The organism is Martelella sp. AD-3 (genome assembly GCF_001578105.1).
GTDB lineage: Bacteria > Pseudomonadota > Alphaproteobacteria > Rhizobiales > Rhizobiaceae > Martelella.
On sequence record NZ_CP014275.1, the window covers coordinates 4,114,080 to 4,127,927 of the forward strand.

Genomic DNA, 13,848 nt, shown 5'->3' on the forward strand with positions numbered 1-13,848 from the left:
GACCGCAGAACATTTCAGCGTGGACGCTTTTCCGCGTGCAGTTCGCCCGTCGCCAGCACCGGCGAGGCATCGATGCCCTCGGCGTCGAGCATGGTCGCGACGCGCTCGAGCGAGGCGATCAACTGGGCCTGTTCCCAGTCCTTCAGCGATTCGAAGGCCTGGACATAGCGCTGCTGGAGAGCGTCCGGCGCGCTTTCGACCATGGCGCGGCCTGAATCGGTGACCGTGACATTGGTCTGTCGGCGGTCTGTCCTCGACGGCACCCGCTCCACCATGCCGCGCGTGACGAGCTTGTCGACCAGCGTGGTGACGGAGGCCTGGCGGATGCCCATCTGGGTCGCCAGCGCCTTCGGCGTCACGCTGCCGCGCTCCTCGACGATCTGCAGCACGCGCAATTGCGCCGGCGTCAGCCGCGCCGACTGCGCCAGATCGCGTTCGTAATTTTCAGTGGCGCGGAGAATCCGCCTGAGGGCGATCAGGCTCTGATCAACGCGGTCAACGGGTGTCGTCGTCATGTCTCCATTATTGCACGAAGGAAAACGCCTTCAACAGCAAAAAAACGAGATAAATAATTAGTCATTGTGAATCTTCCGAGCCCCTTGAGATTCATAGGCTTTCGGCTGATTTTGCTGTTTTTACTCATTTTTATGGTTTTGTGACGATGCCCGCCTAAGGGTTGATGTTTCCGACAGAGTTATTTACTTAGGAAGCCTAACTAATCGAAACGAGGTCATACGATGTCCCGGAATGTTGCCAAGCCCCGATCCAGCATGCCCCGCCTGCGCAAGCCAACTGCAGCGGACGGGGCCCAGATCTGGTCGCTCGTGAAGAACTGCAAGCCGCTCGACGAAAATTCGATGTATTGCAATCTCATTCAGGCCGAACATTTCGCCGATACCTGTGTTGTCGCGGAACTCGACGGAGAGATCGTCGGCTGGATCTCCGGCCACCTCATTCCCGCCAGGCAGGAACTGTTCGTCTGGCAGGTTGCCGTCGGCGAAAAGGCGCGCGGTCTCGGCCTTGGCAAGAAGATGCTGTTCGAACTGATCGAACGGGATGTCTGCGACGACATCACCCATCTGAAGACGACGATCACCGAAGACAACGACGCCTCCTGGGGCTTGTTCAAGAGCTTCACGCGCGCGCTCGGCGGAAAGCTGGCCGACGAGCCGCACTACGAGCGCGACACCCATTTCGACGGGCATCACGATACCGAGCACATGGTGACCATCACCCTGCCGGAAGCCCGCGCGCTGGCGGATGCCGCCTGAGCCAAACGCCCGAACCATTCCTTCTCAAAAATCGCTTCAAGCGAAAGGACGACTCATGCCTATGGACATGATCAAGAACGATGTTTTCAAACGCCGCGAAAGCGCCGCGCGCTCCTATTGCCGCAGCATGCCGGCCACCTTCACCCGCGCCAGCGGCTCGGAGATCTTCGACAAGGACGGCAACCGCTGGATCGACTTTCTGGCCGGCTGTTCCTCGCTGAATTACGGCCACAACGACGCCGACATGAAGGAAGCGCTGATCGAGCACATCGCGTCTGACGGCATCGCCCAGGGACTCGACCTGCACACCGATGCCAAGAGCGATTTCCTGAAGGCGATGGAAACCCACATCCTGAAGCCGCGCGACATGGACCACAAGGTGATGTTCACCGGCCCGACCGGCGCCAACGCCGTCGAGGCGGCGATGAAGATCGCCCGCAAGTCGACCGGCCGCACCAATATCATCGCCTTCACAAACGGCTTCCACGGCGTCACCATGGGCGCGCTTGCCGCGACCGGCAATGGCTACCACCGCGGCGGCGCTTCGATGGACACTTCGGGCGTGACGCGCATCCCCTATGACGACTATGCCGAGGGCGTCGACAGCGCGGCGCTTCTCGAGCAGATGCTTGCCGACCCGTCCAGCGGCGTCGATGAACCGGCCGCGATCATGTTCGAGACCGTGCAGGGCGAAGGCGGGCTCAACGCCGCCTCTCCCGAATGGGTCCGCCGCATGGCCGAGATCGCCCGCAACCACGGCGCTCTGCTGATCATCGACGACATCCAGGCAGGCTCCGGCCGCACCGGTCATTTCTTCTCGTTCGAGGACATGGGCGTGACGCCGGATATCATCACCATGGCGAAATCGGTCTCCGGCTTCGGCCTGCCGATGGCGCTGGTTCTGGTCCGTCCCGAGCACGATATCTTCGGCCCGGCCGAGCATAACGGCACGTTCCGCGGCAACACCCATGCCTTCGTCACAGCCCGCGTCGCAATCGAGAAATTCTGGGCCGATGGCGCCTTCCAGAAGGAGCTTGCGGACAAGAGCACGTTCCTGACCGGCGCGCTGGCGCGGATTGCCGCCGAAATCCCGGGCGCGACGCTGAAAGGTCGCGGCCTGATGCAGGGCGTCGACGTCGGCACCGGCGCGCTGGCGGAAGAGATTTGCGCCCGCGCCTTCGACAATGGCCTGATCATCGAAACCTCCGGCAACGAGGACCAGGTGGTCAAGGTCCTGGCGCCGCTCACCACCTCGGAAGAAACCTTCAGCGAAGGCTTCGATATTCTTCTTGAGGCCGTGCGCGAGACGATCGCGTCGAAAACCCAGATTGCAGCGGAGTAATTCAAAATGATTGTACGTGACCTGAACGACATCATGGAGAACGACAAGGACCGCGTGGTCGCCGACGCCAAATGGCGTTCGATCCGCATGCTGCTCGCCGGCGACGGCATGGGCTTTTCCTTCCACATCACCATTCTGGAAGCCGGCTCCGAGCATACCTTCGAATACAAGCACCATTTCGAAAGCGTCTACTGCATCAGCGGCAAGGGTTCGATCACCGATATCGCCACGGGCGAGACGCATCAGATCAAGCCCGGCGTGATGTATGCGCTGAACGAGCACGACCGTCATATCCTGCGCTCCGAAGAAGAGCTGGTGATGGCCTGCTGCTTCAATCCCCCGGTCACCGGTACCGAAGTGCATCGCGAAGACGGATCCTATGCCCCGGCGGAGGAAAATGCCTGAACCCATGGCCCATACTGTTGAAAAGATTGGCGGGACGTCCATGTCCCGCATCGATGAGCTCAGCGACACGCTGATCATCGGCGACCGCAAGAAGGACGAGCTTTACGGCCGGATCTTCGTGGTCTCCGCCTTTGGCGGCATCACCAACCTGCTGCTGGAGCACAAGAAGACCGGCGAGAACGGCGTCTATGCCGCTTTCGTCAACAACCAGAGCCATCATGGCTGGCATGACGCGCTCGATCGCGTCGCCGACGCCATGAAGGAAGCCCATTTCAAGGTGCTGGACAATCCGGCCGATATCGAGCGCGCCGATGCCTTCGTGCAGGAACGCATTCTCGGCGCTCGCAATTGCCTGATCGATCTGCAGCGCCTCTGCTCCTACGGCCATTTCCGGCTGTCGGAGCATATGAGCCAGATCCGCGAACTGCTCTCGGGCCTCGGCGAGGCGCATTCGGCCTTCGCGACGACGCTTCTCTTGAAGCGCGCCGGCGTCAATGCCCGCTTCGTCGACCTTTCCGGCTGGCATGACGAGGGCGACCTTTCGCTCGATGACCGTATCCGCCAGGGGATCGATGACATCGACCTTGCAAGCGAAATGCCGATCGTCACCGGCTATGCGCAGTGCATCGAAGGGCTGATGAGCGAATTCGACCGCGGCTATTCCGAGGTGACCTTCTCGCGTCTTGCCGCCCTTTCCGGCGCCAGCGAGGCGATCATTCACAAGGAATTCCATCTGTCCTCCGCCGATCCGGCGCTTGTCGGCGCCGATGCCGTGCGCAAGCTCGGTCGCACCAATTACGATGTAGCCGACCAGCTTTCCAATCTCGGCATGGAGGCGATCCATCCGAAGGCTGCAAAGACGCTGCGCCGGGCTGCCGTGCCGCTGCGCGTCACCAATGCCTTCGAGCCGAAGGATCCCGGCACGCTGATCGACGACCAGCCGGCCGAAAAGCCCGGCGTCGAGATCGTCACGGGCCTGGAACTTTACGCGCTGGAACTGTTCGAGCAGGACATGGTCGGCGTGAAGGGCTATGATGCGGCGATCCTCGAGGTACTGACCCGTCACAAGGTCCGGATCGTATCGAAGGTCTCCAACGCCAACACGATCACCCATTATGTCGACAGTTCCCTCAAGGTGCTGCGCCGCGTTGAGAAGGATCTTGCCGAGCGCTGCCCGTCGGCGGAGGTATCCTCGCGCGCGATCGCCATGGCCTCGGTCGTCGGCCGGGATCTGAATGGCCTTTCGGTGCTGACGCGTGGCCTTCAGGCGATTGCCGCCGCCGGGCATGAAGCGATCGGCGCGAGCCAGGGCCCGCGCAATGTCGACGTCCAGTTCATCGTGGACCGCGACGCGCTCGATCCGGTCATCATCGCGCTCCACCGCGCGCTGGCCGAACCGGAACGCCCCGCCCTTTCAAAGGCGGCGTGAGCTCCGGCAGGCGACGAAAAATGACGGAGAGGGATTGAGGCCGGTCAGACGACGATCGGCCTCTTCTTTTTTGTCAGCGCGCCGCGCAGATGGTGGCGCGGCTGTTCGACCAGCATCCGCCCTTGCCCAGCCGAAAGTCATCCCCCAGCCAGCCCTGGGCATGGGTCGCTCCCGGCTCGCCGTTCCAGTGGCCCGAGGCAAAGCCGTTTCCGTCCGGACTGAGCTCGGCGAAATAGTCGGGCAGGTCATTCACGCGGTCGGTGTTGATCCAGAGCCTCCCGGTCCCGTCATTTTCCATCCAGATCGGGCAGTCGCCGCGCCGGTCGATATAGGTCATGCCATCGACGATCAGCCTGCAGCTTCCCTGAATGACGCTAGGCTCCCTCGCCGCCGGCGAGGCGGACTGGGTCACCGTTTGCGCCGCCGCCTCACGCGCGGCGGCTTGCCGACCGCTGGCGCAATCGAGCATCATGTCGAGCGCGGCGGCGGAACCCGCAAGCGAATATTCCGGCCCGTCCGGCTCGAAATTCAGGTTCAAGCGGTTGCCACCCTTGACGGCCGCAATGAAATCCTGTCCCACCGGAGCCGTGACGGCATCGGAAAACTGCTCGAAACGCATGCGGAAGCCGCGCCCGTCCACGAGGACATTGTGCTCGCCTTCGGCGCCGGTGAAATCGGAAACCAGACGATACTGCCCGTCGGAGAACTCGAACCGGATCATCCGGCCGAAATAATCCTGTTTCGAATTGTCGGTCAGTTCGGCGTAGCAGACGCCGGGGATCAAACGCTCGACCATCCATGTCTGGCCGCCGGCAGCCACCTTCGCGGCAAACGCATCCGGGTTGTTTTGCGCCGGGCGCGGGTTTGACGGCGCGCTGCACTGCTCGGCAAGCTCAGCGATATGCCGGCCGGCGCCGGTCACCGTGTCCTTGGTGTTGCGCATGCACCAGGAAAAATGCATGTCCTTGTTATCATGGACGCCGCGCCCGAAGTCGAGACAATCCGGATTCTTCATGATCGCCTCATGAGCGATTGCCGCCGAAAAGGCGGAGTACCAGTCACAGAAATTCTCGTCCGTCGATTCATCCGCCATCGCCGGGGATACCCCAGCGGCGGAAAGAACCATCAATGCGCACCCCAGAAATCGACCTACTGCTTTCATTGTTGTCGGGCCCCCTGCCCCTTTTGAACAGCACCGGAACCAGCTTGCCAGAAAGCCACACTTCCTGACAGCGCAAACACGAAGCTGATAATTGAAAGTTTCAGGCTCGAACCTGTTGCGGGCAATCAGGGATTGCCGGCCTTGGCCCCGCCGGTTTCGGCGAGCGGCCCGACAGGGATAGAAATCTCGGCGATCAATCCAAAATGATTGGAGCCGAGACTGTCCTTCATGCGGGTAAGCGTGTCGATATGGGCCGGCGGCCTGACCAGGATATGGTCGATCGGCAGACCGATCGAAGGGGCGCCGGCCGGCCATGTACGCGGCTCATGCGCGTGGGAGCGCAGACCGAGCGCCTCGATGAAAGCCCTGATATCAGGAGAAATCAGCGATGAATTGAAGTCTCCGCCGAGAATAACCGGCCCCTCGGCCGCTCTGAGAAACCGCCGCGCCTGCATCAGTTCCTCTTGCTGGAAGTTGTCGAAATAGGGCTTGGTCAGATGCATCGCCACAAGCGTGACCGTGCTGCCCTCAACCTCGATCCTTGAACGGATGAAACGGTTGGACGCGACCTTGCCAAGCGACATTATGCTCACGTCCTGCAGCGGAAACTTGGAAAGCACAATCAGATCGTCGCTGCGCCCGTCGCGCGTGCAGCCGGCGCAATAGGGATAGGTTTCGGAAAGCGCATCCAGGTGACGCCAGATCGGGTTCGATTCCAGCGCGTAGACGATATCCGCGTTCTGGGCTTCAAGCCAGTCGGCGATGGCAGCCCCGTTCCTGTTGCTGTAGAGCATGTTGAATTCGATGAGCTTCAGCGTGGCATAGCGCTGACCGTCGTCACGCTCGGGCTGCACGATGCCGTAATGCAGCCAGCCGACCCAGGCCGCCAGACAAAGGGCGGCCGCCAGGGGAAGCGCGCCCCATGGGGAGCGGACAAGAGCGAGAAAGGCGAGGGAGAAGATAGCCGCCGCGATGACGATGTGCACGCGCATGCCGCCGAGAAAGACGAATGGCCATGCATGCGAAAGAAAAGGCAGAGCACCCAGGATGAGCGCAAGAACGGCGCAAATGCCGAACAGAGACCTGACAAAGCCCAAACTGAAACCCTGAGAAAAAGAGAATTAAATATATCCTGACCCTAGCATCCTGCCGGCGTGGCGGCAATGACGGACAGGGGGCCTCTTTCACCCGTGACGGCATGGGCGGTACATGCCGGCTGGCGCCGCCATGTGTCCCGGCGGGCCGTGCTTTCCGCCGGTATTCGTATCAGGCAAGGTCCGGTATGCGACGAAAAATCTCCCGCATTCACCCCACCGGACGGTCAGGCGCGGCGTTCAGAAGGCTGGAGAGATAGGCGCCGTAATCCGTCTTTCTGAAGCGTTCCGCGTGCTTTTCCAGCATTTCGTCATCGATCCAGCCCTGGCGATAGGCGATCTCCTCCGGACATCCGGACTGCATGCCCTGCCGAACCGAAAGCGTGCGGACAAAATTGCCGGCGTCGAGCAGGCTCGAATGGGTTCCCGTATCGAGCCAGGCATAGCCGCGGCCCATGCGCTCGACGCTCAGCGTTCCGTCGTGAAGATAGCTTTCCAGAAGCGTGACGATCTCGAGTTCGCCGCGGGGCGAGGGCTTTACCGAACGCGCGCGCGCGGGGGCTTCGCCATCAAGGAAATAAAGCCCGGTCACCGCATAGTTCGACGGCGCCACGTCCGGTTTCTCGATGATCTCCCTGACGCTGCCGGTCTTGTCGAACGCGACGACGCCGTAGCGCTCGGGATCGGCGACGTAGTAGCCGAAGACCGTTCCGCCCTTCACCTTGGCATCGGCGCTTTTCAGGATATCCGGAAGGCCATGACCGAAATAGATGTTGTCGCCGAGCACCATGGCGGACGGCGCGCCGGCAAGGAAATCCTCGGCCAGAATATAGGCCTGGGCAAGCCCGTCGGGCGAGGGTTGAGCGATGTAGGTCAAAGAAAGCCCCCACTGACTGCCGTCGCCCAGCAGCCGGCGGAACTGCTCCTGATCGCCCGGCGTGGTGATGACCGCGATCTCGCGAATGCCGCTCAGCATCAGAACGGAGAGCGGATAGTAGATCATCGGCTTGTCGTAGACCGGCATGAGCTGCTTGGAAATCGCCAGTGTCAGCGGATAGAGCCGCGTGCCGGAGCCGCCGGCGAGAATAATGCCTTTGCGTTGGTTCATCGCTTTGCTCCGAGCGTTTCCAGAACGGCGTTCATGTCCTCGTTCCAGTCCGGCCGCCGCAGGCCGAAGGCCGACAGGGCCGCGCAGTCGAGACGGGAATTCAGCGGGCGGGCGGCCGGCGTCGGATAATCGGATGTCGGAATGTCGTTGACGGCAACGGCCTTGCCGGCGGCCGTGAAGATCGCGCGCGCGAATTCGGCCCAGCTGACATCCGGCGCGCCGGAGAAATGGTAGATGCCCGATTTCTCCGGCTCGGTTGTCAATTGCCCGGCAATCGTCTTGCAGGCTGCGGCAATCGCTTTCGCAGACGTCGGCCCGCCGACCTGGTCGCTGACCACGTTGAGCGTATCGCGGGTCTCGGCGAGGCGCAGCATGGTCTTCACGAAATTGCTGCCATGGGCGGAAAACACCCAGCTTGTGCGCAGGATCGCATGGGAAGGTCCGGCTTCGGCGATGGCGCGTTCGCCGGCAAGCTTTGTCCGGCCATAGGCGCTAAGCGGCGCCGGTTGCCGGTCGGTCGCAAACGGCGTCTCCCCCGTTCCGTCAAAGACGTAATCGGTGGAGATATGGACCAGCGGAATGCCCAGTTCCGCGCAGGCGCGCGCCATCGCGCCGGGTGCTGCGCCATTGATCCTGAGCGCGACCTCTTCTTCGCTTTCCGCCTTGTCGACGGCCGTATAGGCGGCGGCATTGATGACCGCCGCCGGGCCAAGGCGCCTGATCGCCTCCCCGCAAGCTGCCGGATCGGCGAGATCCGCCTCCGCGCGCGCGAGGAAACGGGCGTCGGGCAGAATGGCCCGCAATTCGCGCGCGACCTGGCCGGTACTGCCGAAAACGAGGATCATGCCTTCACTCCCAGTCTCGTGCCGACGCCCTTGCGGCTTTGCAGGGCGCGCCACCAGTCTTCATTGTCGAGATACCACTGCACCGTCTTCTCAAGCCCTTCCTCGACCGTCACGGAAGGCCGCCAGCCAAGCTCTGCCGTGATACGGCTCGGATCGATGGCATAGCGCAGATCATGGCCGGGACGGTCGGCCACGAAGGTGATCTGGTCCGCATAGGAACCGTGCGCAAGCGGCCGCTTCCCGTCCAGAAGCGCGCAGATCGTCCTCACCAGATCGAGATTGGTGCGCTCGTTCTCGCCGCCGATATTATAACTGCGTCCGGGCTTTCCCTTTTCGACGACCGTCAGAAGCGCTTCGGCATGATCTTCGACAAACAGCCAGTCGCGGATGTTCTCGCCCTTGCCATAGACCGGGATCGGCTTGCCGGCGAGCGCATTGAGGATCACGACCGGAATCAGCTTTTCGGGAAAATGATAAGGGCCGTAATTGTTGGAACAGTTGGTGACAAGAACCGGCAGGCCGTAGGTCTCGTGCCAGGCGCGCACGAGGTGATCGGAGGCGGCCTTCGAGGCGGAGTACGGCGAACGCGGGTCGTAGGGCGTGGTCTCGGTGAACATGCCCGTCGGGCCGAGCGAGCCGAACACCTCGTCGGTGGAGATGTGATGGAAGCGGAAGCCCTCCGGCCGACCCTTGCCGGCCCAGTAGCTGCGCGCCGCCTCCAGCATGTTGTACGTGCCGTTGATATTGGTCTCGATGAAATCGCCCGGCCCGTCGATCGAGCGGTCGACATGGCTTTCGGCGGCAAGATGCATCACCGCATCCGGCGCATGCGTTTCGAAAACCCTGTCGAGCGCCGCGCGGTCGCGGATATCGGCATGCTCGAACGCATAGAGCGGGCTTTCGGCGACACTCGCGACATTATCGAGGCAGGCCGCATAGGTCAGCGCATCCAGATTGACGACATGCATGCCGCGGGAAACGGCAAGACGCACGACCGCGGATCCGATGAAACCGGCGCCGCCGGTAACGAGCAATTTCATGGCGAAGCCTCAATAGCTGAAGGGGCTCTGGAAGTCACTGAAGGACCGGGCATCCCTGTCCTTTGCCGAAACGGTGAATTGAACACCGGAGAGCGGCCATTCAATGCCGATATCCGGGTCATCGAAACGGACCGATCCGTCGCATTCCGGGGCATAATAGTCGGAACATTTGTAGATGATCTCGCTGTCGGGCTCGAGCGTCATGAAACCGTGCAGGAAACCCTCCGGGATCATCAGTTGCCTGCCGTTTTCGAAGGAGAGTTCGAGGCCATACCATTGGCCGAAGGTCGGCGATCCCTCGCGGACATCGACGGCGACATCGAAAATGCGTCCGCGTCCGCAGCGGACCAGCTTGGCCTGCGCATGCGGCGGCGACTGGTAGTGCAATCCTCTCACCGTGCCAACCGCACGCGACAGGGAATGATTGTCCTGCACGAAATCGATCTCGATCCCCAGACCGGACAGGACCTTCCTGTTCCAGCTCTCGGAAAAAAAACCGCGCTCGTCTCCGAAGCGCCTGGGCGTCAGAATAACGAGGCCGGGAATATGCGTTTTCACAATATCCATTTCAAAATACACTCTTAAACGTTCGAGTCTGCGCCGGACGATCAGGCTGCCCGACAAGGCAGGACAGTCGATCTCAACGGTATTACGGCAAATCGCCGCAATGTCAAAAGCGTATAAGGCCGGGATCGCCGCCCATCGTCGGGACGGCCTACCAGCTTTACGCCCGGATTCTGAGCAGAAGACGGATGCCGAGGAGCGGGATATTTGTGCAGGGAGACCAAACTAGCCGGCCAGGCAGCCCCGAGAGCCCCGGGTGAGCGAAGGTCTGGTTGCGGTTTGAGGGTCAGCATTGAGGTGTCGCGGCGCAAGCTGTGTCCCCGACGCTGGCCGGGGGCATCAGGCCCGTCAGACCCGCAGACCTCTATCCAGATACCGGCAACAAACGGCAGCGCAAAGCCGGAAGGGCAGAACAGCCGCGATGGCCAGCGCTGCCGGCGTTTGTCCCGCGCTCAACCGATAGCGCGACGCCGGGCCTTTTTCAGCCCTCGTCTTCCTCGTCGTCGGCGAAGGAAACCAGCTTGGAACTATAGGTCTTTTCTCCGAGACGGTCGATCAGGTCGAGCTGGAGCTCAAGCCAGTCCTTGTGGCCTTCCTCGTCGAGCACGATCTTCTCGAACAGCATCCGCGTGCCGATATCGCCAAGCTCCGCGGCATGCAGCGCCGCCTCGGTATAGACGGCGATCGCCTCTTCCTCGTCGGCCTTGTCGGCCTTGAACATCTCGGGCAGGCTTTCAGCCTTCTGCGGCGGCTTGTCGAAGGCAATCTTCGGCGAAGCCTTGAGGAAGAACAGCCGCTCGATGAACTGGTCGGAATGCCCGAGTTCCTCCGCCATTTCCGCGCGCATCTTCGCCGCCATTTTCGTCAGGCCCCAGTCCTCGAGCGTGTGCGCATGCAACTGATACTGATGGGCAGCGCTCATCTCCATGTTTACCGCGCGCTGGAGATATTCGATTAGTTTGGTATTTTTCATCGCTGTCATCCTTTCCTGATTGGCGGTCCACGGTGGTCGCCGCCCGCCACAGGGTGCGCAGCGGCAAGTGCTCGTTGGACCGAGCTTAAGACACATATGGCCTTGCCGAACGCTCCGGCAAGGGCCCGGCGTCAGGCGCGACAGCCTCAGCGCTGCGGCGAGGCGTCGCGAAAGGCCTTGAGGTAATGCCGTTCGAAATAGCGCTTCAGCCAGTGGAATATTCGGCTCTTCGGCAGAAGGATACTGCGCCGCGCGTTGCGGAAGACGAGTATGCCTGCATCGAGCGTATCGACGATACAGATGAGTTCCGGCTTGAAGGCGCGGCGCGGCGCCTCGCCCTTCAGCGCGCAGGCGATGTTTTCCGCAGCCGCCACGCCCTGCAGGTCCGCCTGATGGGCCTGTTTCGGCATCCATTCCGGACCGGGAAAGGAGCCGCTGTCGCCGACGACCCAGAGACCTTCGCGTCCCTTGACCCTGCACATCTCGTCGGCCGCGATCATGCCGCCGGGCGAAAGCGGCAGATCGGTGTTTTCGAGCCAGGCCGGGCCGGTCAGTCCCGGCATGAACAGGATCAGGTCGGCGGCAAAGGCGCCGCCTTCGGTCACCACCTGGTCCTCCTCGAAGCGGACCATCTTGTGTCCGAGACGGGTCTCGATATCGCGCCGCTTCATCTCCTTCAGGAGGCCGTCGACGGCCTTGTCGCCAAGCCTCTGGCCCGGCCTGTCGGAGGGATTGAAGAAGACAAGGTGGAACCTGTCGCGCCGCTTCTGTTTCCTGAGCAGGGTGTCGATGATGAACAGGAACTCGAACATCGGCCCGCCGCGCACCGCGCCCTGCTCCTTCGGGTTGGACGCAAAACCGACGGCGATCGTGCCGCCCTCCAGCGCCTCCAGCCGCCGGGCGATCTCCTCACCCACGGCGATCCCCTCGCAGGGCACCAGGGCATGTTCTATGCCGGGAAGTCTTCTGATGAACCGCGCGCCGGAAGCGATCACCACATGGTCGGCCCGGTAGGTGCCGTTGTCGGTCAGGACCGTGCGGCCGTCCTCGCCAAGACCGGTGACGCTGGCGGGCACATAGTCGATGCGATACCGGTCGAAGAAGCCTGCAAGCGGCACTTTCAGCTTTTCGCCCTGCCGCAGGTGCGCCGGCAGCCAGATCGTGCTCGGAAGGTAATGGAGCGCGTCGCGCGGCGAGATCATCCTGATCGTCACCGCACTGTCGCGCCTGCGCAACTCCCGCGCGGTGGTGAGAGCCGCAAACCCTGTTCCGATGATGGTCACATTGGTCATATCGATACGCCTGTAATCTGTGTTTCTTCATATATACGCATATATATCATAATGGCAAATGAATTTTCAGGCGCGTTCGGGCCGATGACCTTCGGGACCGACAAAAGGACCAACAGGACACGTTGAACGAGGCCCGGGACAGAGCCGGGTCATGTCACGGTGCATCAGGGGCCCGCCGAACCGGAAACCGCAAACCGGACTCCTTTGCGAATTTTATTGCAAATAATTCTTAATTACATTATGAACGAGGCTTGCTGGTCAATGTTTCCAAAATTCATTTGCAACGGGAGAGAAAGATGTTCGATACGACCCGGCGGTCGATACTGACCGCCATGGCAATTCTGGCAGTCACAGCGGCAACGGCCGTCATGCCGGCGGCGGCCGCCGAAGACGGCAAGTTCAAGGCCGTGACCACCTTCACGGTGATCGCCGATATCGCCCGCAATGTCGCCGGCGACGCGGCGATCGTCGAATCGATCACCAAGCCGGGCGCGGAGATCCACAACTACGCTCCCACGCCGCGCGATATCCTTCGGGCGCAGGGCGCCGACCTTATTCTGTGGAACGGTCTCAACCTCGAACTCTGGTTCGAGAAATTCTTCCAGAACCTCGACGATGTGCCGAGCGTCATCGTCTCCGAGGGCGTGGAGCCGATGAGCATTGCCGACGGCCCCTATGAAGGCAAGCCCAATCCGCATGCCTGGATGTCGCCGACTTCGGCCCTGATCTATGTCGACAATATCCGCGACGCGTTCGTGGAGTATGATCCGGACAATGCGGACGCCTATGCCGCCAATGCCGAGGCCTACAAGGAGAAGATCCGCGCCGTCGTCGACCCGATTCAGGCGGAAATCGATGCCGTTCCGGAGGACAAGCGCTGGCTCGTCTCCAGCGAAGGCGCATTCTCCTATCTTGCCCGCGATTTCGGCCTGAAGGAGCTCTACCTCTGGCCGATCAATGCCGACCAGCAGGGCACGCCGCAGCAGGTTCGCCACGTCATCGACGTCGTGCGCGAGAATGATATCCCGGTGGTCTTCTCCGAAAGCACGATCTCGCCCGCGCCGGCCCAGCAGGTCGCCCGCGAGACCGGCGCCGAATATGGCGGCGTTCTCTATGTGGATTCGCTGAGCGACCCGGATGGCCCGGTTCCGACCTATATCGATCTTCTGAAGGTGACGTCGGACCGCATCGCCAAGGGACTTTCGGCCCATTCGTAGTCCATGGGACGGTCTGGCCGCGCGCCATGGCTTTCCTTGTCGGGCCCCTGCCCTATCCTTGACAGCAATTGCAACGCCGCGCCTTATGCGGCGTTGCCGCGCATTC

Annotated in this window: 14 protein-coding genes; 5 read left to right on the plus strand and 9 right to left on the minus strand. The window is 61.8% G+C overall.

Going from position 1 to position 13,848, the window contains the following annotated elements; translation table 11 throughout:
• Positions 1 to 14 precede the first annotated feature (14 nt).
• A complete protein-coding gene (locus AZF01_RS18985; protein ID WP_024708694.1) occupies positions 15 to 515 on the minus strand; it encodes a MarR family winged helix-turn-helix transcriptional regulator in 501 nt (166 codons plus the stop codon).
• Positions 516 to 737: 222 nt separating this feature from the next.
• Between AZF01_RS18985 and ectA the strand changes: the two genes are divergently transcribed.
• From ectA to AZF01_RS19005, 4 genes are read left to right on the plus strand one after another with little or no spacing between them, the layout of a single operon-like run.
• On the plus strand, positions 738 to 1,271 hold the full coding sequence (ectA, locus tag AZF01_RS18990) for a diaminobutyrate acetyltransferase (RefSeq protein ID WP_024708693.1): 534 nt from the start codon (positions 738 to 740) through the stop codon (positions 1,269 to 1,271).
• A gap of 55 nt (positions 1,272 to 1,326) precedes the next feature.
• Positions 1,327 to 2,613, plus strand: a complete 1,287-nt coding sequence (gene ectB, locus AZF01_RS18995; protein WP_024708692.1) for a diaminobutyrate--2-oxoglutarate transaminase — start codon at positions 1,327 to 1,329, stop codon at positions 2,611 to 2,613.
• A gap of 6 nt (positions 2,614 to 2,619) precedes the next feature.
• Positions 2,620 to 3,018 carry an ectoine synthase gene (locus AZF01_RS19000; protein ID WP_024708691.1) on the plus strand — a complete coding sequence of 133 codons (399 nt, stop codon included), beginning with the start codon at positions 2,620 to 2,622 and terminating at the stop codon, positions 3,016 to 3,018.
• Between the two features lie 4 nt (positions 3,019 to 3,022).
• Entirely contained in the window at positions 3,023 to 4,447 is a 1,425-nt protein-coding gene (locus AZF01_RS19005) for an aspartate kinase (RefSeq protein WP_024708690.1), read from the plus strand.
• 73 nt (positions 4,448 to 4,520) lie between these two features.
• Here AZF01_RS19005 and AZF01_RS19010 read toward each other — a convergent pair whose 3' ends face one another.
• The 8 genes from AZF01_RS19010 to AZF01_RS19045 form a co-directional block, all read right to left on the minus strand.
• Positions 4,521 to 5,540: a hypothetical protein gene (locus tag AZF01_RS19010; RefSeq protein ID WP_024708689.1), complete on the minus strand. Its 1,020-nt coding sequence runs from the start codon at positions 5,538 to 5,540 to the stop codon at positions 4,521 to 4,523.
• A gap of 194 nt (positions 5,541 to 5,734) precedes the next feature.
• Entirely contained in the window at positions 5,735 to 6,595 is an 861-nt protein-coding gene (locus tag AZF01_RS19015; RefSeq protein WP_161633043.1) for an endonuclease/exonuclease/phosphatase family protein, read from the minus strand.
• Positions 6,596 to 6,914: 319 nt separating this feature from the next.
• Positions 6,915 to 7,811, minus strand: coding sequence for a glucose-1-phosphate thymidylyltransferase RfbA (gene rfbA, locus AZF01_RS19020; protein ID WP_024708687.1), 897 nt, complete (start codon positions 7,809 to 7,811; stop codon positions 6,915 to 6,917).
• The gene (rfbD, locus tag AZF01_RS19025) at positions 7,808 to 8,656 is read right to left on the minus strand and encodes a dTDP-4-dehydrorhamnose reductase (RefSeq protein WP_024708686.1); all 849 of its coding nucleotides are present in this window, start codon (positions 8,654 to 8,656) and stop codon (positions 7,808 to 7,810) included. The genes rfbA and rfbD overlap by 4 nt, the downstream gene beginning before the upstream one ends.
• Positions 8,653 to 9,696, minus strand: coding sequence for a dTDP-glucose 4,6-dehydratase (gene rfbB / locus AZF01_RS19030; RefSeq protein WP_024708685.1), 1,044 nt, complete (start codon positions 9,694 to 9,696; stop codon positions 8,653 to 8,655). Before rfbB ends, rfbD begins: the two co-directional genes overlap by 4 nt.
• A 9-nt stretch (positions 9,697 to 9,705) precedes the next feature.
• Positions 9,706 to 10,263, minus strand: a complete 558-nt coding sequence (gene rfbC, locus AZF01_RS19035) for a dTDP-4-dehydrorhamnose 3,5-epimerase (protein WP_024708684.1) — start codon at positions 10,261 to 10,263, stop codon at positions 9,706 to 9,708.
• 478 nt (positions 10,264 to 10,741) lie between these two features.
• Entirely contained in the window at positions 10,742 to 11,233 is a 492-nt protein-coding gene (locus AZF01_RS19040; protein ID WP_024708683.1) for a bacterioferritin, read from the minus strand.
• A 146-nt stretch (positions 11,234 to 11,379) separates the two neighbouring features.
• Positions 11,380 to 12,525, minus strand: coding sequence for an NAD(P)/FAD-dependent oxidoreductase (locus AZF01_RS19045; RefSeq protein WP_024708682.1), 1,146 nt, complete (start codon positions 12,523 to 12,525; stop codon positions 11,380 to 11,382).
• Between the two features lie 296 nt (positions 12,526 to 12,821).
• On the opposite strand from AZF01_RS19045, the gene AZF01_RS19050 reads away from it, so the two are divergent.
• Complete coding sequence (locus tag AZF01_RS19050; RefSeq protein WP_024708681.1) at positions 12,822 to 13,742, plus strand: metal ABC transporter substrate-binding protein; 921 nt, start codon at positions 12,822 to 12,824, stop codon at positions 13,740 to 13,742.
• Positions 13,743 to 13,848 lie beyond the last annotated feature (106 nt).

Excerpts from the sequence above, each read along its gene's own strand:
- AZF01_RS19040 (WP_024708683.1), bottom strand. The coding sequence starts at position 11,233 with ATGAAAAATACCAAACTAATCGAATATCTCCAGCGCGCGGTAAACATG.
- AZF01_RS19005 (WP_024708690.1), top strand. The coding sequence starts at position 3,023 with ATGGCCCATACTGTTGAAAAGATTGGCGGGACGTCCATGTCCCGCATC.
- rfbC (WP_024708684.1), bottom strand. The coding sequence starts at position 10,263 with ATGGATATTGTGAAAACGCATATTCCCGGCCTCGTTATTCTGACGCCC.
- rfbB (WP_024708685.1), bottom strand. The coding sequence starts at position 9,696 with ATGAAATTGCTCGTTACCGGCGGCGCCGGTTTCATCGGATCCGCGGTC.
- ectA (WP_024708693.1), top strand. The coding sequence starts at position 738 with ATGTCCCGGAATGTTGCCAAGCCCCGATCCAGCATGCCCCGCCTGCGC.
- rfbD (WP_024708686.1), bottom strand. The coding sequence starts at position 8,656 with ATGATCCTCGTTTTCGGCAGTACCGGCCAGGTCGCGCGCGAATTGCGG.
- AZF01_RS19010 (WP_024708689.1), bottom strand. The coding sequence starts at position 5,540 with ATGGCGGATGAATCGACGGACGAGAATTTCTGTGACTGGTACTCCGCC.
- AZF01_RS18985 (WP_024708694.1), bottom strand. The coding sequence starts at position 515 with ATGACGACGACACCCGTTGACCGCGTTGATCAGAGCCTGATCGCCCTC.
- AZF01_RS19050 (WP_024708681.1), top strand. The coding sequence starts at position 12,822 with ATGTTCGATACGACCCGGCGGTCGATACTGACCGCCATGGCAATTCTG.
- rfbA (WP_024708687.1), bottom strand. The coding sequence starts at position 7,811 with ATGAACCAACGCAAAGGCATTATTCTCGCCGGCGGCTCCGGCACGCGG.
- AZF01_RS19000 (WP_024708691.1), top strand. The coding sequence starts at position 2,620 with ATGATTGTACGTGACCTGAACGACATCATGGAGAACGACAAGGACCGC.
- AZF01_RS19045 (WP_024708682.1), bottom strand. The coding sequence starts at position 12,525 with ATGACCAATGTGACCATCATCGGAACAGGGTTTGCGGCTCTCACCACC.
- ectB (WP_024708692.1), top strand. The coding sequence starts at position 1,327 with ATGCCTATGGACATGATCAAGAACGATGTTTTCAAACGCCGCGAAAGC.